This window comes from Pseudomonas sp. (genome assembly GCF_035512415.1).
GTDB lineage: Bacteria > Pseudomonadota > Gammaproteobacteria > Pseudomonadales > Pseudomonadaceae > Aquipseudomonas.
Genome location: NZ_DATKDZ010000045.1, coordinates 23,253 through 49,476 on the forward strand (window position 1 = coordinate 23,253; position 26,224 = coordinate 49,476).

Sequence of the window (26,224 nt, forward strand, 5' to 3'; positions counted from 1 at the left end):
TCCGGGCTACGGCGGTGTTGCAGGGCGCGCAGGGTGGATGTCGCATGGCACATCCACCCAGGTCATGGCGCTACAGCCCTTGTTCGTTTAACCACAGGTTGAGCGCGGCCATCTGCCATAGCTTGGAGCCGCGCAAGGGGGTCAGTTGGCCTTGGGGATCGCTCAGCAAGCGGTCGAGCATGGCCGGCTGGAACAGGCCGCGATCCTGGCTCGGGTCGGTCAGCAACTCGCGTACCCAGCCCAGCGTTGCGCCTTCCAGATGCTTGAGACCCGGCACTGGGAAGTAGCCCTTGGGCCGGTCGATCACCGCGCTGGGGATGACCTGGCGCGCGGTTTCCTTGAGCACGTGCTTACCGCCATCCGGTAACTTGAACTGACCGGGAATGCGCGCCGAGAGTTCCGCCAATCGGTAGTCGAGGAACGGCGTGCGCGCCTCCAGGCCCCAGGCCATGGTCATGTTGTCGACCCGCTTGACCGGGTCATCGACTAGCATCACCGTGCTGTCCAGGCGCAGCGCCTTGTCCACCGCGGCGTTCGCTCCGGGCTGGGCGAAGTGCTGACGAACGAATTCACCGGCGGCGTCGTCGGTCAGCCACTGGGGCTGTACGCAGGCGGCGTATTCCTCGTGCTCGCGGTCGAAGAAGGCGCTGCGGTAAGCGGCGAAGGCATCCTTCGCGCCATCCACCAGCGGGTACCAGTGGTAGCCGGCAAACAGCTCATCGGCACCCTGGCCGCTCTGTACCACCTTGCAGTGCTTGGCCACTTCCCGGGACAGCAGGTAGAAGGCGATGCAGTCGTGGCTGACCATCGGCTCGCTCATCGCGCGGAAGGCCGCCGGCAACTGTTCGAGAATCTCGTGCTCGCCGATACGCAGTTGATGGTGGCGGGTGGCGAAGCGCTCGGCGATCAGGTCGGAGTACTGGAATTCGTCGCCACGCTCGCCGCCGGCATCCTCGAAGCCGATGGAGAAGGTCGAGAGGTTTTCCACCCCGGCCTCGCGCAGCAGGCCCACCAGCATGCTCGAGTCGACCCCGCCGGAGAGCAGCACGCCGACATCCACCGCAGCGCGCTGGCGGATCGACACGGCCTGGCGCATGCCATCGAGCACCAGGTCGCGCCATTCTTCCAGGCCGTAGCCGCTTTCATCGGGGCGCGGGCCGAAGGTCAGGTTCCACCAGGTCTGCTGCTCGCAGTTACCCTGGGCGTCGACACGCAACCAGCTTGCCGGCGGCAGTTTTTCCACGCCGGCGAGGATGGTGCGCGGAGCCGGGACCACGGCGTGGAAGTTCAGGTAGTGGTTGAGCGCAATGGGATCCAGGGTCTTGCCGATATCGCCGCCGGCAACCAGGGCCGGCAGGCTGGAGGCGAAACGCAGGCGCTGGCCGGTGCGCGACAGGTACAGGGGTTTGACCCCGAGGCGGTCGCGGGCGATAAACAGCTGCTGGCTGTCGCGCTCCCATATGGCGAAGGCGAACATGCCGTTGAGCTTGGGCAGCAGCGCCTCGCCCCAGGCGTGATAGCCCTTGAGCAGCACTTCGGTGTCGCCATCGGAGAAAAAGCGGTAGCCCAGGTCTTGCAGCTCGTGGCGCAGCTCCGGGTAGTTGTAGATGGCACCGTTGAACACCATCGACAGGCCCAGGTCGCTGTCGATCATCGGCTGGCCGGACGCTTCGGCCAGGTCCATGATTTTCAGCCGGCGATGGCCGAGGGCGATTGGCCCCTGGCTGTGGAAGCCGTGGGCGTCGGGGCCGCGAGGGGCCAGGTGATGGGTGATGCGCTCAACCGCAGCCAGATCGGCCGGGCGTTGATCAAAACGTAGTTCTCCAGCTATTCCGCACATAATTCCTTACCGGTGTTGCCGTTGGGGAGGGCTCGGTGGAGCAGCTGGCTACCTGCGAACTGCTCGCCGAACCTTTTACACCAAAACAAATAAATGCTTTCATGTCAAAGTTTAATGTCGGATAGGAAGGTAGTTTTGGCCGATAAAATAGTTTCTACTGAAATGGATTTGTCATCTGTCGTGGCCTTCGAACTGCCGCTGTTCCAGGCCCTGCGACGCCTCCAGCAGGCGGGGGAGGTGCATGCCAAGCGCCTGAGCCGCTTTGGCGGGCTGACGCCGATGCAGTTGATGATCCTGCAGGTGCTGGCCGGCGAGAAACGCCTGACCGCCAGTGACCTCAGCGGCCGGGTCAGCCTGACCGCGGCGACCCTGTCGGGCATGCTCGACCGCCTGGAAGAGCGCGGCCTGCTGCAGCGCCAGCGTGACGATCAGGACCGGCGCAGGCAGTGGCTCTTGCTCAGCGATGCCGGGCGCGAGCTGGTGCAGCAGGCCCCCAGCCTGCTGCCGCCGGAATTTCGCCAGCGCTTTGCCGCCCTGACCGATTGGGAGCGACACAGCCTGACCGCCGCGCTATTGCGTGCGGCAGAGCTGTGTGGGGAGATGGAGTAGGGTGACGCTGCGCTGTCGATAAAACTGGTAATTGCCACAAAACCGTGGCCTACGCCATTCGCGGTCGAGACCGCTCCTACAAGAGCGTGCCCGCCACAGGCCCTGTAGGAGCGGCCCATGGCCGCGATCCAGGCGACTCGGCGGCCTCCAGCCAACAGCGGTTCGGCCGGGGAAGGATTAGTACAGGCCGGCCTTTAGCGCTGGGCGCTGATCTTGGGCTGGCGATACAGGTCAATCAGCACCTGATCCAGAATCGACGATGCGCCCCAGGGCCTCGGGTCGTTGAGAATCGCCACCACGGCCCAGCTGTTGCCATTGCTGTCGCGGCTGTAGCCGGCGATGGCGCGCACGTTGTTCAGGGTACCGGTCTTGATCCGCGCCTGGCCCACCAGGGGCGTCTTGTGCAGGCGGCGGCGCATGGTGCCGTCCATCGCCACCAGTGGCAGCGAGCTCATAAACTCGGCTGCGTAGGGGCTTTGCCAGGCGGCCTCCAGCAGTTTGGCCATTTCCCGGGCGCTGACCCGCTCGGCGCGGGACAGGCCGGAGCCGTTTTCCATCACCAGATGCGGGGCGGTAATGCCTTTGCGCGCCAGCCAGGCGCGAATCACCCGTTGCGCTGCCTTGCCGTCGTCCTGGTCGACGGGGTCGCGGAACTGCGCCCCCAGGCTGAGGAACAGCTGCCGGGCCATGGTGTTGTTACTGTACTTGTTGATGTCGCGGATGATCTCCACCAGGTCCGGGGAATAGGCCCGGGCCAGCAGGCGTGCATTGCTCGGCACATTGGCCAGACGATCCTTGCCCTGGATGCTGCCGCCCAGTTCCTGCCAGATGGCGCGAATAGCCCCGGCGGCGTAGCTGGGGTGATCAAGCAGCGACAGGTAGGTCTGCGAGCTGCAGCCTTCGGCCAGCTGGCCGCTGACAATCACGTTGGTGCCGTCGAATTCGGTCACCGGGTTGTAACGCACATCCGGCCAGCCCGGGCATTTGGCCGCGGGCAGGGCCTTGACGCGGTTATCGATGCGGATATTGGCAATCGGCGGCTCGGCGGCAATATGCACCTTGCCGTTTTCGGTGCGGGCGATAAAGCGCAGTGCCTTGAGGTTCACCAGCAGCGAGTCGGGGGCCACCAGGAAGGGTTTGTTGGAATCGCCACCGTCGTCGTTGAAGCTGGGCAGTTGCGGCTGCACGAAGTGACTGCGGTCGAGCACCAGATCGCCGCTCACCTGTTGCACACCGTTGGCGCGCAGGTCACGCAGCAGCAGCCAGAGCTTCTCCATATTCAGCTTGGGGTCGCCGCCGCCCTTGAGGTACAGGTTGCCGTTGAGCACGCCGTTCTTCAGTTGGCCGTCGGTGAAGAATTCGGTTTTCCACTGGTGGGTCGGGCCGAGCAGTTCGAGCGCCGCATAGGTGGTCACCAGCTTCATGGTGGAAGCCGGGTTGACGGAAATGTCGGCGTTGAAAAAGGTGCTGCTACCAGGGCCATTGAGCGGCACTGTCACCAGCGACAGGGATTGGGTGCTGATCTTGTTGGCTTTCAGCGATTGCTCGACCTTGCTCGGCAGGCCAGCGGCGTGCAGGGGCAGGGCCAGGGAGGCGAGCAGGCTGCCGAGAGCCAGGCGACGCAGGGTATTGATCATGGGCAGGTACCCTCCAGCTGAGGGATAGAGGTGACGCGAGACATGGATAGCGATCCCATCGCGATTTGGGATGAAGTTGGCAATTATGCCCCAAGCCTACGCGGGTTGCCTGGTCGGTAGGGCTCAGGGCGCGGGTTTTTCTTTGCGCGAGAGCTCTGGGGTGGCCTTTACCTCGATAAGTGCATGGCCTGTGCCCGTTCCATTCGCGCGTTGCCTGGCTGCGGAGCGGGCGTTTGGGCGGCGAAACTGCTAGAGTGCGCGGCGTTATCACTTTTGAGGATTGTTCCATGGCTACTAACCGTTCCCGCCGTCTGCGCAAAAAACTCTGCGTGGATGAATTCCAGGAGCTGGGTTTTGAGCTGAACCTGAACTTCAAGGACGATCTGGCTGAAGAAGTCATGGATGCGTTTCTTGATCAGTTCCTGAGTGACGCCATGACCGCCAATGGCCTGGGCTATGTGGGCGGCGACGACTACGGTCTGGTGTGCCTGGCCAAGCGTGGCTCGGTCAACGAAGAGCAGCGCGCCCAGGTTGAAGCCTGGCTGAAAGGCCGCGCTGAGCTGGTTGACTTCACCGTCAGCCCGTTGATGGATGTGTGGTACCCGGACAGCCCGATCAATCAGGCCTGATCCTTCAGCCGGGTTCGCCGACAAGGCAGAACCCAGGCTGGCAATAAACGGGGCCGGGTATGCACCACGCATACCCGGCCCCGTTTTTTTTGGCTATGTCCTCAGTACTGCGTTGCGCTCAGGCGTCGGCGCTTAAGCGCACACCGCCCCTACCGATCGCGGCCCCGCCGCATATCTACGCCTGCGCCGGCAGCCCCGCCTTGGCCAGTACGGCAGCCTCGTCCACCTCATCGATTTGTTCGCGCCCGAGAAACCGCTCGGCATAGCTTAGGTAGATTTTCTCGCGCACGAACAGGCCGAACAGCTGTGTGTCGATATGCGCGCCCTGGCACATGCCGGCCATGATATTCAGCGCCTCGGAGAGCAGTTTGCCTTTCTTGTAGGGGCGATCCACCGCCGTCAATGCCTCGAAAATATCGGCTATGGCCATCATCCGTGCCGGCAGGCTCATGTCCTCGCGCTTCAGGCGTTTCGGGTAGCCGCTGCCGTCCATCTTCTCGTGATGGCCGCCGGCGATTTCGGCGACAGTGCGCAGATGGGGCGGGAAGGGCAGGCGATTGAGCATCAGGATGGTCTGCACGATATGGTGGTTGATGATGTAGCGCTCCTCACCGGTCAGGGTGCCGCGGGTGACGCTCAGGTTGTACAGCTCGCCGCGATTGAACTTGTGCAGCGGTACCTGCAGCTTGAACCCCAGCGGATTGTCATCCGGGATCAGTTCGCTGGCGGGGCGCTCGATCAGGTGTTCGGGCTTGTCGGCCAGCAACTGTTCCTCGACCGGCAGCGTCGCGGCCGGGCTGCGTTCCTGCCGCTTGCCTTCCTCCCAGGACACGCCGAGGCGATCGTCGAGGGTGCGTAGCCAGGTGCGTGCAGCTATTTCGCGCAGGCGCTGCAGATCGGCCTCGGCCATGGCTTCGCCGCCGATATTGCTGCGCGCGACAAAGGCGAATTCGTCATCCAGCGCCGCCAGCAGCTCATCGCGCAGGCGCGCCAGTTGTTCGGCCTCGCCGCCTTGGGCGCAGCCTTGCCAGTAGGCGATCCAGGCATCGCGCTTGAGCACTTCGAAGCGCATGCGCACCTCGTGGATGCGGTCGCACAGGGTTTCCAGCTTGGTCGCCTTGTCCACCACGTACTCGGGGGTGGTGACCTTGCCGCAGTCGTGCAGCCAGGAGGCGATATGCAGGGCCTCCCATTCCTCGTCGCTCGGCCGGTAGTCGCGAAAGGCCGGCTCGTCGCTGGCGGCGGCGGCGCGGGCGAGCATCAGAGTGACCTCAGGCACGCGCTGGCAGTGCCCGCCGGTATAGGGGCTCTTGGCGTCGATGGCCCCGGCGATCAACTGGATAAAGGCGTCCAGCAGTTGCTTCTGTCGTTCCAGCAGGCGCTGGCTTTCGATACAGAGGGCGGCAACCCCGGACACCGCTTCGACGAAGGCGATGCGTTCGGGGCGCAGCATGGTCTGGTCGCTTTCCTCGCCGAGGTCGCGATGCAGCAACAACAAGACCCCGAGGGTATCGCCTTGGCGGTTGTGCAGGCCGGTGGCAACTAGGTGCACCCTGGGGCTGTCGAGGGCCTGCAGCAGGCTCTGGAAGTCGCCGGCCTGGTCGAAACCTATGGAGGTGGCCGTACTGCCGCCGCCACTGGCCGGTTGGCGCAGCCACTCGGGTATCTGGCTGGAGGCCAAGTCGTAGTAGGTCAGGCCGTGTTTGCCCAGGCTGTGCTGCTGGCCGTTGATAAACAGGCCATGGGGTTCCAGGCGGCCGCTCTCGCTATCGCTCAGGTAAATCAGCCCGCCATTGGCACCGCTGATATCCACGGTTTCTTCCAGCACCCGTTTCAGCAGCGGATCGAAGCGGGTTTCGGCGGAAAGACTGGCGGCGATTTCCAGAAAACTGGAGATCGTCTCTTTCATCCGTGCCATGGAAACCGCCAGCTGGTCGACTTCCAGCACTGGCGAGCGGCCGCTCGCTGGGTAGCTGAAATCGAAGCGGCGAATCGCCTCGGCCTCCAGCACCAGGGAACGCAGCGGCCTGACGATAATCCGCGAGCTGAGCCAGCCCAGGGGCAGGCAGAGCAGCAGGGTGGACAGGGTGACCAGCGCACCTTGCCAGCGGATGCGGTAGGCGTCGGCCAGCAGTTCGTCTTCCGGCACCAGTAGGGCCAGATGCAGGCCCTGGGGCCCGCCTTCCTGCATATGGCTGCGGGAGACCACCCAGCGCCGCTGGTTCAACTGGAGGGTGTCCTGTTGCCGCTGCTCCACGCCATTGGCGAGCAGGGCGGCAAGGGTTGGGCTGAGGTCGCTGGCCTGGGTCAGCTTGGGCGTGCCGTCATCGGTCACCAGGCGTTCTCTGTCCGGGTAGGCCACGGCATTGCCCTGGGAGTCGAACAGAACCACCTCGGTCGACGGCGTGACCCGGTGCTTGGCCAGGGTATCGGAGAGGTCGGCCAGGGTCAGGTCGGCCCCCAGCACTGTGGTCAGGCCGGCGCGCCGGGCCAGCGTGGTACCGACCTCGGCAGTGGAAAAGAACACATAGGGGGCGGTGGTGATTTGGCCGCCATCGGCGCGGGCGCGGTTGTACCAGTCGCGGTTGCGCGGGTCGTAGCTTTCCTTGAGGCGCTGGCGGCGGCTGATGGGGTTTAGCGAACCATCGAAGAACAGGTAGTTGGCCTCGGTGCCGGTGGCGCTACGTTCGATCGACCAGACCTGGTAGGCGGCCTGCTCCGGGGCGTCGAAGCGCTCCTTGAGCATGTCGCTGCGCAGCGGGCGCACCATAAAGAAGTCGCCATCGGCGTAACCGAGGTACAGCGATGCCAGTTTCGGGTTGTCGCGCAGCGCCTGTACCAGCGGCTTGAGCAGCGCCAGACGGCCCTCCAGGTCGGTGGCCTGGGTGGCTTCATGCAGAGCCAGCAGGCTGAGTAGGTGGCGAATGGGTTGATAGGTGTGCAGCAGGTCCTGTTGCACTTCCAACTCGATACGCTGGAACAGGGTGCTGCTGCTGGAGAGGATGATCTGGGTGGTTTGCCGGTAATTGAACACGCCGAGAACGATGCCAGTCAGCAGGAGCAGAAAGGTGAACAGCGCGCTGATATGGATATGCAGCGGTGCGCGTCGCTCGCGTTTGCGGACTTGGTCGGGCATTCGCCTCACTCCTGTGGTTTGCGCTCTGTTAGCAGCAAAGCATAGTGAAGGCGCGACGGCTTGCCGGCGGAACGTCCCGAGGAAGATAAAGTTTTTATTGCCAGTGGTTCTAAGCGCTCAGGGCTGCGGCTGATTGGCTGTCAGGCGCTGGGCGCGGTTGCTTATCAGCTGGCGCAGGCCGTGAACCAGCAAGGCGATAGACAGGGCGATCACCACGCCGAACAGGGCATTGAGCAAGCGCACTTCGGCCAGGTTCCAGTCATGGGCCAGGCTTTCCGCCAGCAGCACGAAGCACACCGTGGTCTGCAGTACGAACAGCCCGTAATTGTTGGCCTGCAGGCCGCGGCTGAGGGCGATCAAGGGCAGCAGGATGGCCACCATCATCGCCGGGTCCTGCATGTTATGGCCGAGCAGGATCAGCAGCCCGGCCGCCGTTATGCTGGCCAGGATCGATTGCAGGGCGCGCACCAGGCTGCCCTGGAAATCCAGCTGCAGGGTGGTGACTACGGTCAGGGTCAACCAGTAGCCGCGCTCCAGCCCAGCCATATTGACGACCAGTCCCGCCAGGGCGAAGGCCAGGGTGCAGCTCAGGGCATGCAGCCGCCATTGCTGCTGCGGCAGACGCTTGGCGTGGCGCTTGAGCACCTTGAAGATGCTGATAAAGCGCGGCATATACGGCCACATGCGCAGGCCGTGCATGCCGCGCAGGCCGAAGGCCAGAAGCATCACCCAGAGCCCGCCGAGGATAAACAGCATGGCGATGGCATAGGGGTTGTTGAGGTTGCCCAGGCCCTGCTGACCCTGACCCAGGCACAGGCAGATAGCCAGACCGATGCCCAGCTTGCCGGCTTCGCTGCCGAAGCGCTGCAGCCAGGCCAGGATAAAGCCGAAGGCGGCGAAGATAAAGAAGCTGGCATAGGGGTGGCTCGCCGACCAGAAGCCCAGGCCGGCGCTGCAGGCTCCCAGGCCGCAGAGCATCAGCATGCGCAGCATGCCCAGGCGATGCAACGGGTTGGCCTGAGCGGCCTGAAACGCCCCCGCCGAGGCCCAGAGAAAACCCGGATGAGCGCTGAACAAACCGAGCAGCAGCGGCAGCGCGCAACCGAAGCCGGCGACCATGGCCGGGCCCCAGGCGGGTGGGCCGGCGTGCCAGCCGAAGACTTGTTTGAGCAGATGCTTCATCGCTTACACCGGGCTTGAGCGGCCGGTCATCTCCCGGGCCATTTCAGTAGCGTAGCTGTCGGTCATTCCGGCGATAAAGTCGATCATGCGCAGGAACGAGCGGTACAGCGGCCAGTTCGGGTCGGGCGCGTTGTTGCCGAGCAGGTCGAGAATGCGCCGGTTCTTGAATGAAGGCGTGCGCCCGCCGTGCTGCTCCAGTGCCGCGCCGCAGAAGGCGTTGAGGAGGATTTCCAAGGTGGTGTAGGCCCCGATCTCGTGCAGGGTCTTGCGCTTGTCCTGGAAGATCTTCTGCCGGGCCATGTCCTTGGCGCTCTGCACGCAGCGCTTGGCGGTGCCGTGCATATGCTCGACCAGATCGCCCTGCAGGCTGCCAGCGAGCAGGGCGTCCTGCTGTTCGACAAAGGCCTCGGCGGCGGCATTGGTCAGGTGTTCGATGGCCTTGCCGCGCAGGATCGCCAGCTTGCGCCGCTTGGAGTCGTCCGGGCCGAGCTGACGGTAGGTTTCCGGCAGATCGTCGCCCACCAGGTCGAGTAGCAGCGCCTCGACTTCGCTGTAATCGAGCAACTCCATTTCCAGGCCGTCTTCCAGATCGATCAGGCCGTAGCAGATGTCGTCCGCCGCCTCCATCAGGTAGACCAGCGGGTGACGCGCCCAGCGCTGTTCTTCCAGCTGCGGCAGACCGAGTTTGCTGGCGATCTGCTCAAGCAGCGGCAGTTCGCTCTGGTAGCAGCCGAACTTGTGCTTCTTGTAGCCCAGGGCTTCGGCGTGGCGTGCGGTCCAGGGGTATTTCAGGTAGGTGCCGAGGGTTGCGTAGGTCAGCCGGGTGCCGCCGTCGAACTGGTGGTATTCCAGCTGGGTGAGCACGCGAAAGCCCTGGGCGTTGCCCTCGAAACTGAGAAAGTCGCCGCGCTCGGCAGCGCTCATCGAATCCAGCCAGCCGCGCCCGGAGGCCTGCTGAAACCAGTGGCGAATGGCGTCCTCACCGGAGTGGCCAAAGGGCGGGTTGCCGATATCGTGGGCCAGGCAGGCCGATTGCACGACCATGCCCAGGTCGCTTGGCTCGCACCAGGCCGGCAGGGCATCGCGGATCATCTCGCCGACGCGCATACCCAGGGAGCGGCCCACGCAGCTGACCTCCAGCGAGTGGGTCAGACGGGTATGGATATGATCGTTGCTCGATACCGGGTGCACCTGGGTCTTGCGTCCCAGGCGGCGAAAAGCCCCGGAGAAGATGATGCGGTCGTGGTCTTTATGAAAGGGCGTGCGGCCCAGTTCATCGGCGCTGTGCGTCGGCTTGCCAAGGCGTTCACGGTTGAGCAGGGTTTGCCAATCCAAAGCAGGTCCTCGCCATTACGTGGCTTGTTGGGGCGCTATTGAGCTGCCCTACGGAAACGTCTGGGTCCTAGCTTCGGGGTTCGGCGGGGCGGCTGCAAGTGGCTCGTTGAATTGTCAGGGGTTTTCTTCGTGCCGAGTGCGGCCTGTTAGAAGCCTGCGGCGTCGATGTCCATCAGCAGCAGGCGTTTGCCGTTTTCGATAAATTGCCCGGCGGTTAGGCAGTACTGGTTGGTTGTGGCGTCGCGGTAGGTGCTGGAGAGAATCAGTCGGCGTTCGTCCCAGCCTTCGGCGAGCAGCTGATAGAAGTAGGGCCGCCACGACCAGTTATGCCCGACATAGCGCGCGTCGCTGTGCCAGGTGTTGTTGCGCCACTCCAGATTGGCGGTGAGCTGGGTGCCGTGGCGGTCGCACTGGTAGATGCGCAGCAGCCAGGGGTAGGCCTTGGGTAGCGGCAGCAGGTGCTCCGGTGAGCCGCTTTCCACCCAGAGCTTGAAGCTGTTCATCAGTTCGCTCAGCTGCTGGCGCAAGGTCATCAGGCGGGCGCGCTCGGCGAGCTTCTGCTGTACATAGTTGTCACGCAACTGGGCGAAGCGTTTGACGAAGGCATTGCTGCTGAAAAAAGTCTCTTCGGGTTTGGCGAACAGATAGCCCTGTACATAGCGCGCGCCGCATTCCAGGGCGAAGTCCAGCTCGGCTTCGGTTTCCACCCCTTCGGCGATGATCCAGCAGCCGGTCTTTTCCGCCATCTGCGCCAGGGCCTTGACCACCTCGCTGCTTGGCCCGCCGCGGGCGGCTTGCTGGAACAGGCGCATATCCAGTTTGAGGATATCCGGTTGCAGGGCCAGCACCCGGTCAAGCTGGGAATAGCCCGCGCCAAAGTCGTCGATGGCGATGCGTGCGCCGGCTTCGCGATAACGCTCGACCACCCGTGGCAGACGCAGGGTGGCCCCGCCCAGTTCGGTGATTTCAAAGACGATACGCGCCGGGTCTATACCGCTGCGCTGCAGTTGCTTGAGGCTGGGCAAGGGTTGCCCGGGCCGCAGCTGGCTGATCCAGCGGGGAGAAATATTCAGGCTGAGAAACCAGTCCTGCGGGGCTTCATGAAAGCGCTCCAGGGCTTGCTCGCGCACGGCGCGATCCAGGCGGCGCAAGGCGGCCGGCGGGGTTTTCGGGTCGCTGAACAAGGGACCGGCGGAATGCAGCTGGCCGTCTTCGCTGCGCAGGCGCGCTAGCGCCTCGACCCCGGCGATGCGGCCAGTGGCGGTGTCGATAAAGGGTTGGAAGACAGCGACTGGTTGACCGTCGAACACCAAGCACATCCTTAGGTAGCGTAGTGCCCCGATAGGTGGCACCGGCATTACCTTAGCAATATTGCTGCCAGGCTGATGGCAGTGTGCCCGGTGTGCCGCGCCCACGGGTTATTGCCGCAGCGGGGGCGGCATTGGCTGCCGGGGCTTTGCGCCAGGATGCTGTTCGCTGGGGCTCAGACCGCGTGGTCTGTGCCCGTGGTCCGGTTCGGCGGGCGGGGCGGGTTGCGTCTGAGCAGGGGGAAGGCGACCAGGGCGATGCGCAGCCAACGACGCCAATTGCCGTGACGCACGCCGAGAGTAGCCAGGAGTAAGGCACCGCCTGCGACCCAAAGTGGTGCATTGCTTTTGCCCAGCTCTTCGCGCCAGTGCTGGCTGAAGTACTGCGCCTGGCGTAGCGGTTGCAGCATCACCAGGGTTTCGTGGCGCAGCTCCTGGCGGTGCATCTCCAGGCGCATGCGCAGCATGGCTTTGCGCAAGTCGCGGCGCGAGGCTTTGGCGGGCAGGTCGGTTAGGCTCATGGCAGCAGTTGCTCGCGGTCACGGGCCAGCTCTTCCAGGCTGGCGGCGAAGGGGGCTGGGGCGTTACGCACGCGCAACAGCAGGCTGTACAGACAGGCCAGCAGACCCAGGACGTAGAAGGCGCAGAGCAGCGCGATCACCGTAATTCGGTGACTTTCCCAGAAGACGATCAGCAGCGCAGTCGACAGCCCCAGCAGTAACAGAAAGGCGAAGGCCAGACTCAGGCTGACCAGCACCAGCAAGCTCAGGGTATGGCTCTGCTGCTCTTTGAGTTCTTCGCCAAACAGGGCCACATGGCCCTGCAGCAGACCCAGAAGGGCACCGGCAAAGCGCCGCGGTGCGGCCCCGCGGCTTGGGGATGACGGTGTTTCTTGCATATTTATTCTCGATCAGCGCCGTGAAATCAGCATGCCCAACAGCAGGCCTATGGCGGCGGCAACCCCCAGGGTCTGCCAAGGATGCGTCTGCACATAACCTTCAGTGGCTTGCACGGCGGCCTTGCCGCGCTCAAGCAGGGCACCTTCGGCATTGTGCAGGGTGGTACGGGCGCGGCCGAGGCTGCTGCGGATCTGCTCGCGCAGCTCTTCCGCTTGCTCACCGGCCAGGCTGGCCGAGTGCTGCAATAGTTGTTCGGTGTCGCGAACCAGCGCCTGAAACTCTTCCAGTAACTGGTCTTGGCCTGATACAGGGTTTTTACGGTCCATGGTGTCTCTCCTTTGACTTGTCAGTGTAGGGGGTTCGAGTCCTTTGTGGGGCCAGGGTTCCGTCTTTAATTGAGCGCAAGAGCTGAAGCGAGGGCTGGAGAGGCTGGTATAGCGCTTGCATTGCGCTGGTGCGCTCGCTCGTTTTTATGCGCCTTTATGGGGCTTTGCGAGGTTTGGCTTGGACGCCGCGGTGCACCAATAACTCATTAATAACTATGGATTTAGTACCTAATAAGCGGTTTGGCAACGTGCCGTTTTGGTGCCTTGCCCGAGGATGGAAACTGATCGGTTGTGCGGCTTGTGCTGCTATCTGGTGCATTTTCAGCTGGGAGTGATCTGCTTTGGTGCTTTTTCCCGCGACGGAGTTTTCTTTGCCGATGGAAAACATCAACAGTGCCGTGGAAACCCTGATTCACGGCTCCAATACCCTGTTTATCCTGCTGGGTGCCGTGATGGTGCTGGCCATGCACGCCGGCTTCGCCTTCCTTGAGGTCGGCACGGTCAGGCAGAAGAACCAGGTCAACGCCTTGTCGAAGATTATCTCCGACTTTGCCGTCTCGGCCATGGCCTACTTCTTTGTTGGCTACTGGGTCGCCTATGGGGTGACCTTCCTGGAGCCTGCCAGTGTGCTGACCGAGGGCCATGGCTACGGTCTGGTGAAGTTCTTCTTCCTGCTGACGTTCGCTGCGGCGATTCCGGCGATCATTTCCGGCGGCATTGCCGAGCGCGCCAAGTTCGGCCCGCAGCTATGCGCCACGGTGCTGATCGTGGCCTTCGTCTATCCGTTCTTCGAAGGCATGATCTGGAACGGCAACTATGGCGTACAGGCCTGGCTCGAGGCGCAATACGGTGCGGCCTTCCATGACTTTGCCGGCTCGGTGGTGGTGCATGCGGTGGGTGGCTGGCTGGCCTTTGGCGCGGTGATCCTGCTGGGCCGCCGCGATGGCCGTTATCGCGATGGCCGCCTGGTGGCCTTTGCCCCGTCGAATATTCCGTTTCTGGCCCTGGGCTCGTGGATTTTGATCATCGGCTGGTTCGGCTTTAACGTGATGAGCGCGCAGACCCTGGGCAGCGTCAGCGGCCTGGTGGCCGTCAACACCCTGATGGCGATGGTCGGCGGTACAGTGGCGGCCTTGCTGGTCGGGCGCAATGACCCAGGTTTTCTGCACAATGGCCCGTTGGCTGGCCTGGTGGCGGTGTGCGCCGGTTCCGACCTGATGCATCCGGTCGGTGCACTGGTGACCGGTGCGATTGCCGGCGCGCTGTTTGTCTGGGCGTTTACCGCGACCCAGGTCAAATGGAAGATCGACGATGTGCTCGGCGTCTGGCCGCTGCATGGCCTGTGTGGCGTGTGGGGCGGCATCGCCTGCGGCATCTTTGGTCAGCAGGCGCTCGGCGGTCTGGGCGGCGTCAGCCTGGCCAGCCAGTTTATCGGCACCGCGCTGGGCGTGGTGGTGGCGCTGCTGGGTGGTTTCCTGGTGTATGGCGTGCTGAAGGTTTCGATCGGCATTCGCTTGACCCAGGAAGAGGAATACTACGGAGCCGACCTGTCGGTGCATAAGATCGGTTCGCTCAGCCAGGACTGATCGAGGCGTGTAACGCAAAAGGCCCGGACACTTGTCCGGGCCTTTCTATTTACGGCTGTTGCCGGTAGTTAAAGCAGCGGCAGGGTGTAGCTGACAATCAGGCGGTTTTCGTCGAGGTCGCCGCTAGCTGCAACCGCATTGCTGCGCACCATCGCATTACGCCAGCGCAAGGCCAGGTTCTTGAAGGTGCCTTCCTGGACGGTGTAGCTGATATCCAGGTCGCGTTCCCATTCCTTGCCTTCACGACCGTTAGCACCATCGAAACCATCACCGGTGATATAGCGCACAAAGGCCGTCAAACCCGGTATGCCGTAGGTCGCAAAGTTGACGTCATAGCGCGCCTGCCAGGATTTTTCTTCGGCGCGGGTGAAGTCAAGAACTTGCACATAGTTGGCAATCGCCGGATCGGTTTCGCCGAGGAAAGGGAAGCGGCTGTCGCCACTGTTGTCCTGATAGCCCAGGCGGAAGGTATGGGCACCGATGCCGGCTGAAAGCATCAAGGACGTCAGGTCGTTGTCGATCTTTCCGGCCAGCTTGCGGCCATTCTCCGCTGAGTCGAAGTAGGCCAGATTGGCCCCCAGCTTCCAGTCGCCAATGGGCTGGTTGTGGATCAGGTTGTACATCTTTTGGTCGTATACATCCTGCAGTTCGCCATACCACAGACCCGCGGTGGTGTTACCGCCATTGAATTGGTAGGTGCCGCCGCCGAAGTTGTAACGGTCGCTGATGCCCTTCGCAAAGTTGGTGGTGCGGATATCTTCCCGGTCGGTTGAGTTGCGGTAGTTCGCCTGGCGCAACTGGCCGGCATTGAGACTCAAACCGGCAATTTCCTGCGAAGTGATCATGGCCCCTTCGAAGACCTGGGGCAGCAGGCGTGAGTCACCGGAGGATACGATGGGCAGCTTGGGCATCAGGCCGCCGGCCTTGAGCACAGTGTTGGACAGCTTGGCCTTGACCGCTGCTGTCACTTCGCCGTAGCTGCCTGGGCCTTCATTGCCGTAGGAGTTGGGCAGTAAGCCAGTGCCGGCGAGGTCATCGTCGGAGCTGAGCTTCAGGCCCGTCCCAGCATAGGCATCCAGACCAAAGCCTACGGTACCTTCGGTAAAGCCCGACTCGGCTTTTAGGATAAAACCCTGAGCCCATTCTTCGGCCTTAGACTGCTTGTCCGAAGCTGTATTGCGGAAATCGCGGTTCATATAGAAGTTACGCAGCTCCAGGCTGGCTTTGCTGTCCTTGATAAATTCAGCTTGGGCCAGTGATGGCAGGGTCATACAGGTGCCCAGTGCGGCGAGTGCCACGGCGCGGGCGAGGGGAGATTGACTCATTATTGTTAGCTCCTCATGTGTGCGGGTCGGCTTGTGACCGATCTATTACAGCAGAACGCAATAAAACACGGGCAAGGCGGCTTGACCCTTAGACTTTGGTCGGTCCGCCGCGCACCTTGCGCGCTGAAAGTGACCGTACAGTCGCTGTGCGCGGTTTGTGCGCCAGATTACCGTTGATCGGGCGCTTTACCCCGGAGCTAAAGTTTCACTTATTGCAGCCGTCAACCATTCAGATACTCCGCCTAGGTAATTTGCCATGAACCCCCTGGCCTCGACGTCATCCTCTGCCACGCGCCCCTCCTCCAGCAGCACCCAGCCGGTTGTGCGCACTGTCGCCGATGCCAATGCCGTGCTGGCCAACCGTCTGGCCGAGCGCCTTGGGCTGGAGCCCGGCGCACTGGCTGGTAAGGCCAATGATTACAGCCCGGAGAAAGTCGCCGGGCGCATAATCGGTTTTATCGAGCAGCGTCTGCACAGCGAACAAGCCGCCGGTGCCGATACCGGCAAGCTGCAAAAGCTTCTCGACCAGGCCCGCAGTGGCGTGGAAAAGGGCTTTGCCGAGGCCCGGCAGATTCTCGATGGCATGGGCGTGCTGCAAGGCAAGGTGGCGAGTGATATTGACGACACCTACAAGCGCATCCAGGACGGCTTTGCCAACCTGGATCAGCGCTTCAATCCGCCCGCCCCTGCGGAGGGCGGCACCACGGCAGTGGCGGCCTATAGCGAACGCTTGAGCGCTCAGGCGGAAACCTTCGAGCTGTCGGTCACGACCCGCGACGGCGACCGTTTGCGTATTTCCATCGCCCAGGCTTCGGCCAGTTGGTCGCAAAGCAGCATTGCTGCCGCGAGTAATGGCAACAGCGGTGCCGTAGTCGCCAGCAGCCAGTCCGGGAGCCTGCAGATCGGGGCTTGGCAGGTTAGCGTCGAAGGTGAGCTCGACGAGCAGGAGCGTGCGGCCCTGGAGAAGCTCTTCGGCCAGGTGCAGGAGTTATCCAATAAATTCTATTCCGGTGATCTGTCAGGTGCCTTCGACCGGGCCATGGCGCTGGAGATGGATGGAGAGCAGTTGGCCTCCATGTCCCTGCGGCTGACCCAGACCAGCATCCGCCAGGCTACCGATGCCTACAGCGCAGTCGCCGAACAGGGTGGCCAGGCCGCCAGCGCGGTCAATGCCAGTCTGCTCGATTATGCCCAGAGCCTGCTCGAGGCGCTGCGCAGCGCCAACCAGGTGAGTGAGGACGGCAAAGGCAGTTTGCTCGACCTGCTCAAGGGCGGTTTTTCCCTGGATGAGCGTTTCGATAACAAGCGTCTGGAGAAAGCCGAGCGCCTTAACAGTCGTCTGCTCGAAGGCTTGCAGCCTCTGCTGGACGCGCCCCAGCCCGCTGCTGGAGAAGACACTGAGGTTTGATCGCGAGGCCGCGAGCGCGCCCAGTTCCCGGCCACGTATATATGCGCAACGGATGCATCTGCGCTAAGCAGAGCCTTTTGCAGGCCTTGGCTGCGACTAAGGATCGAGTCGATGGTTGTGCGCGCAGTGCTAGACTGAAGCCTCAGTGAATGTCAGTGAATAATTGAGGCGTGCGTGCAGATGCTTCCGGAATGTCAATTGTTCGGTACCCTTGGCTGCCACCTATGCGAGGTGGCGGAGGCGTTGCTGATGCCCTTTGTCGAGCACGGCTTGCTGGTCGAGTTGGTCGATATCGTCGAGCACCCAGACTGGGTTGAGCGCTATGCTTTACGCATACCGGTGCTGCGCCGCCGCGACACCGGTGCCGAGTTGAACTGGCCATTCGAAGCCGAACAGATCGTTGAGTTTCTGCGCTGAGTCAGCCTGTTCCAAGCCGCTTGATAACCCATAGTCTAAAGGATAAAGAAGCATGAGCATGGTGCTGGGGGATGCCTTGTCGCTGCTGTTGTTTCGGCTGCACAGTGGTCGCTTGTTGGGAATCAACCTGCTCAAGGTTCAGGAAATCATTCCCTGTCCGGTCTTGACCAAACTCCCCAGTCGTCACCCCCATGTGCGTGGGGTAGCGACCTTGCGCGGCTCGGCCTTGACCGTGATCGACCTGTCCAAGGCAATTGGCGAGCAGGGCGTCAGCGACAACGACAGCCGCGACGGCTGCCTGATCGTCACCGAACTCAGTCGCTCGCGCCAAGGCCTGCATGTGCAGAGTGTCGAACGTATCGTCCAGTGCTCGACCCGTGATGTGCGCCCACCGCCCGCCGGCTCCGGGAGCAAGGCGTTTATCACCGGGGTGACCCAGATCGACGGCAAGATCGTGCAGATTCTCGATATCGAGAAGGTGCTGCACGAGCTGGCCCCGGCGGTTGTCGAAGAGCTCGATGAACAACTGCTTTCGGAAGCCGAGCGCAACCTGCTCAGGGGGCGTCGAGTATTGGTCGTGGACGACTCCCATGTGGCCCTGCAGCAAAGCATGATCACCCTGCGCAAGCTGGAGCTGGACTGCCAGATGGTCAGAAGCGCCGCCAGTGCGCTGGAGTTGTTGCTGGCCGAACACGAGTCGGGACGGCCGATCGAGGTGCTGGTTTCGGATATCGAGATGCCGGAGATGGATGGCTACGACCTAGTGCGCGCGATCCGCAAGCGGGCGGATATCGGCCAGACCTATGTGCTGCTGCATACCTCGCTGGACAGCACCATGAACACCGAAAAAGCCCGAGCAGTGGGGGCCAACGATGTGCTGACCAAGTTCTCCACCGTCGACCTGAGCAAAGCCCTGGTGCGTGCGTTTTCCAGCATGGGTTAGCTTTCCAGCGGCCACAAAAAAGCCCGCAATCAGCGGGCTTTTTTGTGTGTCCTGACCGCGTATCGCACGCTGGAAAAGACTGGGAACTGGTCGGAGAGACAGGATTCGAACCTGCGACCTTCTCGTCCCGAACGAGACGCGCTACCAAGCTGCGCTACACTCCGAATAATTCGAGATTGTACTCAAAAAGTTTTGCTGTACAAGGGGTTAGGCGCGTTTTTTAAGCCGTCGAGAGCTCGGCGGCGATCAGGCGGCACGCCATGACGGCATGGGCTCGCCTGAATGCAGCGGGGAATTACAGCTCCTTGACCGTACGAACCTGGTCCTTGTTGACCTTGGCGCGTTTGCCGTCGAGTTGTTCGAACTCGTAGAAGCCGGAAGTGGAATCGTAGTCGGGTGCATCGACTGTCTGGATTTCGCGGCCGTCATTCAGGGTGATCACCGAAGGCGATGCACAACCGACCAGAGTAGCCAGGCCGAGGGCGAGCAGTAGTGCCGGAACAGTGCGCAGTGTCATTTGAATCTCCTTGGTAAATAGGGCTTTGCACATTCGTGAGACGAGGCCTGGTCGGCCAAGTTCCCTAGGAGCCTGTCGGGCTTGACCGTTCGTAGCGAGGGAAAGTCCGGATCGAGTCAGTTTTGTTGGTCTTTCGAGGCGAATAGCGAGCTATTTAACGAGAAAGAGCAGCAAAAATGGCCGACTCCGGCTTTTCCGCAGTAGAACAGTGTTAAGTCTGACAGGCTCCTAGCGAGGCTTATACATCAATTGTGGCGCGCTGATTCAAGCAATTCAGGCGTGTTCAGATTTGCCAGGCGCGAATCGTCTGCCGGGCAATCGACTGTCGCTATGGCGAGGCTGCGCAACCAGCGTTGTGGACTGCGCTCGCCGGCTTGCCAGGCGTCTTCCAGTTGGGCCACAAGGCGCGTGGGGATCAAGCTAAACAGCGGCTCCAGATAGCCCCCCTGGCGCACCACCACCGGCTGTTCGCCCGCTTGGCTGAGCAAGGCCAGTAGCAGTTCCCGGTCGAGCCTGGGGGCATCGCAGGGCAGTACCAGCAGCCAGGGGTGACGGGCGACCTTGAGGCCGGCGCGGATACCCGCCAACGGCCCCGGAAAGTCCTTGTCGTCATCTTCGATCAGGCGGTCGGCGTAGGGCGCATAGCGCTCGGCGTTGCGGTTGCAGGAAATGATCAGGTCGTCGCTCAGTGGTCGCACCAGCTCGTGCAGCCAGGCAATCAGTGGGCGGCCTTGCCAGTCGATCAAACCCTTGTCGGCACCGCCCATGCGTTGTCCGCGGCCGCCCGCCAGCAGCAGGACGGAGCAGGTGGGCAGGGTGCTGAGAGCAGGCATGGCGGAGCCTCCAAAGGTGGGCCTGTGATATAACGGCGGGCATTATCGCCCATAACTGGAAGCCTGCCATGAGCCACAAGGCCGACGCACCCTTTGTGCCCTTGAATATTGCCGTTCTCACCGTCAGCGATACCCGCAACCTGGACACCGACACCTCCGGCCAGCTGTTTGTCGACCGCCTGCAGGCCGCCGGCCACCAGCTCGCCGCACGGGTTTTGCTGAAGGACGATCTGTACAAGATTCGCGCCCAGGTGGCCACCTGGATTGCCGAAGATCAGGTGCAGGTGGTGCTAATTACCGGCGGTACTGGCTTTACTGGCCGTGATAGCACCCCGGAAGCGGTGAGCTGTCTGCTGGACAAACAGGTGGATGGTTTTGGCGAGCTGTTCCGGCAGATTTCCGTGGCCGATATTGGCACTTCCACTATTCAATCCCGCGCCCTGGCTGGCCTCGCCAACGGCACCCTGGTGTGCTGCCTGCCGGGTTCGACCAACGCCTGCCGCACCGCCTGGGACGGCATCCTCGGCGAGCAGCTGGATAACCGTCACCGCCCGTGCAATTTCGCCCCGCATCTCAAGTCGGTGGCCGCCTGCGAGAGTCGTGCATGAGCTGCTGTGACAAGCCTGGGCTGATGCCCGTCGAGGCGGCGCTGGCACGTTTGCTGGCGCAGGCCGAGGCCAGCGCGATTGTTGAAACCGAACGGGTCAACCTGAGCGAAGCTTCTGGCCGGGTATTGGCCGAACCACTGATCGCCACCCTGGATCTGCCGCCTTGGGCCAATAGCGCCATGGATGGCTACGCCTTGCGCCTGGCCGATTGGACGGGCGAGCCGCTCGTCGTTAGCCAGCGTATCCAGGCTGGCAGTGCACCGGAGCCTTTGCAGCCTGGCACCTGCGCGCGGATATTTACTGGCGCACCGTTGCCGGCCGGTGCCGATACCGTGGAAATGCAGGAAAACGCCGTGCTCGATGAAGAGGACCGCGTCGCCTTTAGCGAGCCTTTGCGCCTGAGGCAGAACGTACGCGCCCAGGGCCAGGAAACCCGTGTTGGCGATAGCGTTCTACCCGCCGGCACGCGACTAGGCCCGATCGAACTGGGTCTGGCAGCGTCCCTGGGTTGCGCCGAATTGACGGTGCGCCGGCGGCCGCGCGTGGCCGTGTTGTCCACTGGCGATGAGCTGGTCGAGCCGGGTCAGCCGCTGGGTCCTGGGCAGATCTACAACAGCAACCGCCGCTTGCTGATCGCCTGGCTGCAGCGGCTGGGCTGCGAGGTGGTGGACGGCGGCATTCTGCTCGATGACCTGGAGCTGACCCGCGCGGCGCTGGGCGCGCTGAGTGATGTTGACCTGATTCTCTCCACTGGCGGTGTGTCGGTGGGCGAGGCGGATTTTCTCGGCGTGGCTTTGCGTGAAGAGGGTGAGCTGGCGTTGTGGAAGTTGGCAATCAAGCCGGGCAAGCCGCTGACCTGCGGGCAGTTTCGTGGCGTGCCGGTGATCGGCCTGCCGGGTAATCCGGCCTCGACTCTGGTGACCTTCGGCCTGCTGGCGCGGCCTTATCTGCTCCGTCGGCTGGGCGTGCAGCGGGTCGAGCCGTTGGGCTTTCCGATGCCGGCCGGTTTTACTTGGAGCAAGCCAGGCAATCGCCGTGAATACCTGCGCGCGCGTCTGGAAAACGGCCGGGTGGTGCCTTATCCGAACCAGAGCTCCGGGGTGCTGCGCAGCGCCGCTTGGGCTGAGGGTTTTGCTGAGGTGCTGGAGAACACCACCTTGAGCGAGGGCGATAGCCTGAGGTTTATCCCGCTAAGCGAAATCCTCGGGTAGACCTTTGTAGGATGGATGGGGCCGCCTAGGTGATAACCCATCAATCGCGGTGATGGGTTATCACCCATCCTACGAATTGCGCCGGCTCTCGCGAAATTCGCCTGGGGTCTGCCCGGTCCAGGTCTTGAAGCTGCGGTGGAACGAGCGCGACTCGGTAAAGCCCAGGTAGCTGGCGATATCCTGAATCGCCAGGTCGCTGCGCAGCAGGTAGTGTTCGGCCAGCTCCTGGCGCAGCTCATCGAGAATCTGCTGGTAGCTGGTGCCGGCCAGTTGCAGATGACGCTGCAGGGTACGCACCGTCATATTGAATTTCTCCGCCACTCGCTCCTTGCGCGGTAAACCATCCTTGAGCAGCAGGCGCAGGGCGTTCTTCACCCGTTGTGGCAGTGGCTCGTTGTCGTCCAGCCCGGCCATCAGGGTCAGGGCATGTTCTTCCAGGGTGCGCAGCAGGTTGGCGTCGGCCTGGCGCAGCGGCACTGTGAGGTATTCCAGCGGCACGATCAGCGCATTGCAGCTTTGTTCGAAGCGGATAGGACAGCCGAAAATCGCCTGATACTCAGCCAGCTCGGTACCTTCAGGCTGCTCATGCTCAAACCAGACTTCCTCGGGCGAGCGGTCCATGTCGGCGATCCAGCGGGCGTATAGCAGCCAGGAGGCCAGCACGTTTTCCACCAGATGGCGGCGGATCGGTTCAGCCTGGTGGCGGCAGGTCCAGATCATCTTGACGTGGTCGCTATCTGCCTCGACCCGACTGACGCCCATATCACCCACCAATTTTTCATAGGGCACGATGCGGCTCATGGCCTCACCGAGGGTCGCGCAGTTCATGGTGATATAGCCCAGCACGCTCCAGGAACCTGGCTGTACAAAACGCGCGCAATGCAGGCCGAACAGCGGATCACCGGACACGCGCAGCAAATGCGCGAGCAGGCGCTCATGGGTTTCGCTGGGGATGCGCTTGCCGTTGTCGGCCAGGTCCTCGGCCTTGAGGCCGGCCGCCGTTAGCGCCTGATCGATATCTAGACCCAGCTGTTCGGCATGGCGCAGGTATTTGAGCAGGGCGGGGACTGAGGTGTAGCCGAGGTTTTCCATGGGCCTGTTCTTATTCTGAGTGCATATTCTGAATGTCTTGATTGGCGATATCGCCTGGCTCGATACGACAGTGACGCCCTGAAGCAGCCAGCTAGTATAGGCAGCCATTGCAGGTGACTGAAATATCCGGGAGATGCAGATGCGACGTTGGAACGGCTGGGGTGATGAAGCAACAGTGGTGGAACTGCCGGCCCATGGCGAGGCTTTTCTGGCCGAACTGGTCGGCCCTGGCCAGCTGCTTGCCGATGCCAGCCTGGAACAGGTGCTGGCGACGGTGCCGGCCTCGCGTCTGCAGGCCCATCCGTTGATCTGCCTGAATGCCGAAGACCGCGTGCGCCATGCCCGTGGCCAGAGCCTGCCGGACTGGCTGGCGATGCGTTCCGGTGACTTTGGTGTGTTTCCCGATGGCGTGGCCTACCCGGAGAGCGCAGCGCAGATCCGCGAGCTGCTGGCCTGGGCCAGCCAGCAGGATCTGATCGTGATTCCCTACGGCGGCGGCACCTCGGTGGCCGGGCATATCAACCCGCAGGCCGGCAGCAAACCGGTGTTGACCCTTTCGCTTGAGCACATGGGCAAGCTGATCGAAATCGACCACGACAGCCTGATCGCCACCTTCGGCCCGGGAGCCACTGGCCCGCAGGTGGAAAGCCAGTTACGCGCCCAGGGCTATACCCTCGGCCATTTCCCGCAGTCCTGGGAGCTGTCGACCCTCGGCGGTTGGGTGGCCAGCCGTTCCAGCGGTCAGCAGTCGCTGCGCTACGGGCGCATCGAGCAGCTGTTCGCCGGCGGCAAGGTCGAGACCTTCGCCGGCACCCTGGAGATTCCGACTTTCCCGGCGTCTGCCGCGGGCCCCGATCTGCGTGAAATTCTGATGGGTTCGGAAGGGCGCTTTGGCGTCATTTCCGAGGTCAAGGTGCGCATCACTCGCCTGGCCGAGCAGGAGAATTTCTACGCAGTGTTTCTGCCCAACTGGCAGCAGGCGTTGAACGCCATCCGCAGCCTGGCCCAGGCGCGAGTGCCGCTTTCGATGCTGCGCCTGTCCAACGCCATCGAGACCAAAACCCAGCTGGCCCTGGCCGGCCATCCGCAGCAGATCGCCTGGCTGGAGAAATACCTGGCCCTGCGCGGCGCTCGCGAGGGCAAGTGCATGCTGACCTTTGGCGTCACCGGCAGCCGCACGCAGAACGCTGCCTCGTTGAAGCAAACGAAGAAGCTGCTGAAGAGCTTTGACGGCGTGTTTACCGGCACCCTGCTGGGCAAGAAGTGGGCAGAGAACCGCTTCCGTTTCCCCTATCTGCGCCACGGTCTGTGGGCCGCCGGTTATGCGGTGGACACCCTGGAAACCGCCACCGACTGGAGCAACGTCGACAGTCTGCTGAACAAGGTCGAGACCAGCCTGCGCAACGGCTTGAGTGAGGAGGGCGAGCAGGTGCATGTGTTTACTCACCTGTCCCACGTCTACAACGAAGGCTCGAGTATCTACACCACCTATGTATTCCGCCCCGGTGCTAACTACGCCGAGGCCATGGCGCGCTGGCAGAAGCTCAAGCACGCCGCGAGCCTGACTATCGCCGAGAACCGCGGCACCATCAGCCATCAACACGGCGTCGGTCGCGATCACGCGCCTTACCTGCCGATGGAGAAGGGCGAACTGGGCATGGCCACGCTCAAGGCGCTGGCCGGGCATTTCGACCCCGAGCAGCGCCTGGCACCTGGCGTGCTGCTGCAGGATTGATGATGAACAACTGGAACGCCGCCTGGCGCGAACAGGCGCTGCCCGAACTGGCCGCGCGGGATTGGGATCTGATCGTGGTCGGCGGCGGTATCAGCGGTGCCGGGATTCTGCGTGAAGCAGCGCGGCGCGGCTGGAAATGCCTGTTGCTGGAACAGCGCGACTTCGCCTGGGGCACCTCCAGCCGCTCCTCGAAGATGGTCCACGGCGGGCTGCGTTATATCGCCAAGGGCCAATTTGGCCTGACCCGTGATTCGGTACGCGAGCGCCAGCGCCTGCTGCAGGAAGCGCCGGGGCTGGTCGACCCCTTGAGTTTTATCATGGCGCATTACCAGGGCGGCTTTCCCGGCCCGCGGGTATTCGGTGGTCTGCTGGCGCTGTACGACGCCCTGGCCGGCAAGCGCAACCATCTGTACTACCCGTTGCAGCAGCTGCGTTATCTGGCTCCTGGCCTGAAGGAAGACGGCCTGCTGGGCGGTACGCGGTTTTTCGATGCGGTGACTGATGATGCGCGGCTGGTGCAGCGCGTGTTGGATGAGGCGCGCGCCGAAGGTGGTGAAGCACTGAATGGCATGCGTGTGGCCGAGCTGCGCCGCGAAGGCGGGCAGGTCAGCGGCCTGTTGGCCGAGGATGCCGAGACCGGGAAGTTGTATCGCTTTAACTGCCGCGTGGTGGCCCAGGCCACCGGTGCCTGGGCTGATCAGTTACGCCTGAAAACCGGCCTGGAACATATCCGCCCGCTGCGTGGCAGCCATCTGTTGCTGCCCGCCTGGCGCTTGCCGGTGGCCCATGCGTTCAGCTTTATGCACGCGGCTGATAAACGTCCGGTGTTTGTCTTCCCCTGGGAAGGTGCCACGGTGATCGGCACCACCGATCTGGATCACCCGGCTCCGCTGGCTGAGGAAGCGCGAATCAGCCCGGATGAAGTTACTTATCTTCTAGACGCCTGCGCCCAGCAGTTTCCCGCTGCTGAGATCAAGGCGGCGGATGTGCTCTCGACCTGGGCCGGCGTGCGTCCGGTGGTCAGCGACGGCAGCGAGGGGCGCAAGCCCTCGGATGAGAAGCGTGAGCATGCGCTGTGGGTCGAGCCCGGTTGCGTGGCCTTGGCCGGCGGCAAGCTGACCACCTTCCGTCTATTGGCGCTGGAGGTGCTGCAAGCTTGTGCGCCGATGGTCGGGCGTATTGTGGATGATCAAGGCGCGGCGACCTTTGCAGCTGTGCCCAGCGAGCCAATGCCAACGCTTAGTCCGGCGCAGCAGAAACGCCTGATTGGTCGTTATGGCCGGGCGCTGCCGCAGTTGCTGGCGCTGCTTGAGGAATTGGGTGTTGAACAGGTGGCGGGCACGAACACGCTCTGGGCCGAGCTGGCCTGGGCGGCCGAGCAAGAGCTGGTGCTGCATCTGGATGATCTACTGCTGCGCCGTACCCGCCTGGGCCTGTTGTTGGCTCAGGGGGCGGCTGCCGAATTGCCGCGTATCCGCGCCTTGTGTCAGGCGCGCCTGGGCTGGAGTGATACGCGCTGGCAGCAGGAAGAAGTGGATTATCTGGCGTTGTGGCGGCGTTGCTACAGCTTGCCGGAACACTAGGGTGCGCTGTACGCACCGGGACAAAGGCGGTGCGCACGGCGCACCCTACAGGGTTTGCACAGCTCT

Annotated in this window: 23 protein-coding genes and 1 tRNA gene; 10 read left to right on the plus strand and 14 right to left on the minus strand. The window is 62.8% G+C overall.

The genetic code is table 11. The features are described from left to right. Positions 1-70 precede the first annotated feature (70 nt). Positions 71-1,840: an N-acetylglutaminylglutamine amidotransferase gene (locus tag VMP31_RS22465; protein ID WP_325509926.1), complete on the minus strand. Its 1,770-nt coding sequence runs from the start codon at positions 1,838-1,840 to the stop codon at positions 71-73. 162 nt (positions 1,841-2,002) lie between these two features. Between VMP31_RS22465 and VMP31_RS22470 the strand changes: the two genes are divergently transcribed. Then, complete coding sequence (locus tag VMP31_RS22470) at positions 2,003-2,449, plus strand: MarR family winged helix-turn-helix transcriptional regulator (protein ID WP_414705486.1); 447 nt, start codon at positions 2,003-2,005, stop codon at positions 2,447-2,449. Between the two features lie 194 nt (positions 2,450-2,643). Here the strand turns inward: VMP31_RS22470 and dacB are convergent, their stop codons facing one another. Beyond that, entirely contained in the window at positions 2,644-4,086 is a 1,443-nt protein-coding gene (gene dacB / locus VMP31_RS22475) for a D-alanyl-D-alanine carboxypeptidase/D-alanyl-D-alanine endopeptidase (RefSeq protein ID WP_325509928.1), read from the minus strand. Positions 4,087-4,373: 287 nt separating this feature from the next. On the opposite strand from dacB, the gene VMP31_RS22480 reads away from it, so the two are divergent. Further along, complete coding sequence (locus VMP31_RS22480) at positions 4,374-4,715, plus strand: YggL family protein (RefSeq protein ID WP_325509929.1); 342 nt, start codon at positions 4,374-4,376, stop codon at positions 4,713-4,715. Between the two features lie 175 nt (positions 4,716-4,890). On the opposite strand, the gene VMP31_RS22485 is transcribed toward VMP31_RS22480, so the two are convergent. The 7 genes from VMP31_RS22485 to VMP31_RS22515 all read right to left on the minus strand — a co-directional run bounded on the left by VMP31_RS22485 (position 4,891) and on the right by VMP31_RS22515 (position 12,900). Continuing rightward, positions 4,891-7,851 (minus strand): HD domain-containing phosphohydrolase, encoded by a 2,961-nt coding sequence (locus VMP31_RS22485; protein ID WP_325509930.1) that lies wholly within the window; start codon positions 7,849-7,851, stop codon positions 4,891-4,893. A gap of 117 nt (positions 7,852-7,968) precedes the next feature. Beyond that, the gene (locus tag VMP31_RS22490; RefSeq protein ID WP_325509931.1) at positions 7,969-9,033 is read right to left on the minus strand and encodes an FUSC family protein; all 1,065 of its coding nucleotides are present in this window, start codon (positions 9,031-9,033) and stop codon (positions 7,969-7,971) included. A 3-nt stretch (positions 9,034-9,036) separates the two neighbouring features. Next, positions 9,037-10,368, minus strand: a complete 1,332-nt coding sequence (locus VMP31_RS22495; RefSeq protein WP_325509932.1) for a deoxyguanosinetriphosphate triphosphohydrolase — start codon at positions 10,366-10,368, stop codon at positions 9,037-9,039. A 146-nt stretch (positions 10,369-10,514) separates the two neighbouring features. Then, the gene (locus VMP31_RS22500; protein WP_325509933.1) at positions 10,515-11,678 is read right to left on the minus strand and encodes an EAL domain-containing protein; all 1,164 of its coding nucleotides are present in this window, start codon (positions 11,676-11,678) and stop codon (positions 10,515-10,517) included. 173 nt (positions 11,679-11,851) lie between these two features. Further along, entirely contained in the window at positions 11,852-12,196 is a 345-nt protein-coding gene (locus VMP31_RS22505) for a hypothetical protein (RefSeq protein ID WP_325509934.1), read from the minus strand. Next, entirely contained in the window at positions 12,193-12,573 is a 381-nt protein-coding gene (locus VMP31_RS22510) for a phage holin family protein (protein WP_325509936.1), read from the minus strand. The genes VMP31_RS22505 and VMP31_RS22510 overlap by 4 nt, the downstream gene beginning before the upstream one ends. A 12-nt stretch (positions 12,574-12,585) precedes the next feature. After that, complete coding sequence (locus tag VMP31_RS22515; protein ID WP_325509938.1) at positions 12,586-12,900, minus strand: YqjD family protein; 315 nt, start codon at positions 12,898-12,900, stop codon at positions 12,586-12,588. A 377-nt stretch (positions 12,901-13,277) separates the two neighbouring features. Between VMP31_RS22515 and VMP31_RS22520 the strand changes: the two genes are divergently transcribed. Further along, a complete protein-coding gene (locus tag VMP31_RS22520; protein WP_325509940.1) occupies positions 13,278-14,486 on the plus strand; it encodes an ammonium transporter in 1,209 nt (402 codons plus the stop codon). 68 nt (positions 14,487-14,554) lie between these two features. Here VMP31_RS22520 and VMP31_RS22525 read toward each other — a convergent pair whose 3' ends face one another. Beyond that, a complete protein-coding gene (locus tag VMP31_RS22525; RefSeq protein ID WP_325509942.1) occupies positions 14,555-15,811 on the minus strand; it encodes an OprD family porin in 1,257 nt (418 codons plus the stop codon). A 256-nt stretch (positions 15,812-16,067) separates the two neighbouring features. Here VMP31_RS22525 and VMP31_RS22530 point away from each other — a divergent pair, with 256 nt between their 5' ends. The 3 genes from VMP31_RS22530 (at position 16,068) to VMP31_RS22540 (ending at position 18,579) form a co-directional block, all read left to right on the plus strand. After that, the gene (locus tag VMP31_RS22530) at positions 16,068-17,219 is read left to right on the plus strand and encodes a DUF5610 domain-containing protein (protein ID WP_325509944.1); all 1,152 of its coding nucleotides are present in this window, start codon (positions 16,068-16,070) and stop codon (positions 17,217-17,219) included. Between the two features lie 180 nt (positions 17,220-17,399). Next, positions 17,400-17,636, plus strand: a complete 237-nt coding sequence (locus VMP31_RS22535) for a glutaredoxin family protein (protein ID WP_325509946.1) — start codon at positions 17,400-17,402, stop codon at positions 17,634-17,636. A gap of 52 nt (positions 17,637-17,688) precedes the next feature. Next, positions 17,689-18,579, plus strand: coding sequence for a chemotaxis protein (locus VMP31_RS22540; protein WP_325509948.1), 891 nt, complete (start codon positions 17,689-17,691; stop codon positions 18,577-18,579). Between the two features lie 87 nt (positions 18,580-18,666). Here VMP31_RS22540 and VMP31_RS22545 read toward each other — a convergent pair. The 3 genes from VMP31_RS22545 to mobA form a co-directional block, all read right to left on the minus strand. Continuing rightward, positions 18,667-18,743, minus strand: a tRNA-Pro gene (locus VMP31_RS22545). Between the two features lie 131 nt (positions 18,744-18,874). Next, complete coding sequence (locus VMP31_RS22550; RefSeq protein WP_325509950.1) at positions 18,875-19,096, minus strand: YgdI/YgdR family lipoprotein; 222 nt, start codon at positions 19,094-19,096, stop codon at positions 18,875-18,877. 245 nt (positions 19,097-19,341) lie between these two features. Continuing rightward, on the minus strand, positions 19,342-19,929 hold the full coding sequence (gene mobA, locus VMP31_RS22555) for a molybdenum cofactor guanylyltransferase MobA (protein WP_325509952.1): 588 nt from the start codon (positions 19,927-19,929) through the stop codon (positions 19,342-19,344). Between the two features lie 68 nt (positions 19,930-19,997). On the opposite strand from mobA, the gene moaB reads away from it, so the two are divergent. Both moaB and glp read left to right on the plus strand, forming a co-directional pair. Then, complete coding sequence (moaB, locus tag VMP31_RS22560) at positions 19,998-20,537, plus strand: molybdenum cofactor biosynthesis protein B (RefSeq protein ID WP_325509954.1); 540 nt, start codon at positions 19,998-20,000, stop codon at positions 20,535-20,537. Further along, positions 20,534-21,748, plus strand: a complete 1,215-nt coding sequence (gene glp / locus VMP31_RS22565) for a gephyrin-like molybdotransferase Glp (RefSeq protein WP_325509956.1) — start codon at positions 20,534-20,536, stop codon at positions 21,746-21,748. Before moaB ends, glp begins: the two co-directional genes overlap by 4 nt. A 69-nt stretch (positions 21,749-21,817) precedes the next feature. Here the strand turns inward: glp and VMP31_RS22570 are convergent, their stop codons facing one another. Beyond that, positions 21,818-22,840, minus strand: coding sequence for an AraC family transcriptional regulator (locus VMP31_RS22570; RefSeq protein WP_325509958.1), 1,023 nt, complete (start codon positions 22,838-22,840; stop codon positions 21,818-21,820). 139 nt (positions 22,841-22,979) lie between these two features. Here VMP31_RS22570 and VMP31_RS22575 point away from each other — a divergent pair, with 139 nt between their 5' ends. Next, positions 22,980-24,575, plus strand: a complete 1,596-nt coding sequence (locus VMP31_RS22575; protein ID WP_325509960.1) for an FAD-binding oxidoreductase — start codon at positions 22,980-22,982, stop codon at positions 24,573-24,575. Positions 24,576-24,577: 2 nt separating this feature from the next. Then, entirely contained in the window at positions 24,578-26,158 is a 1,581-nt protein-coding gene (locus VMP31_RS22580; protein WP_325509962.1) for a glycerol-3-phosphate dehydrogenase/oxidase, read from the plus strand. Positions 26,159-26,224: the final 66 nt, after the last annotated feature.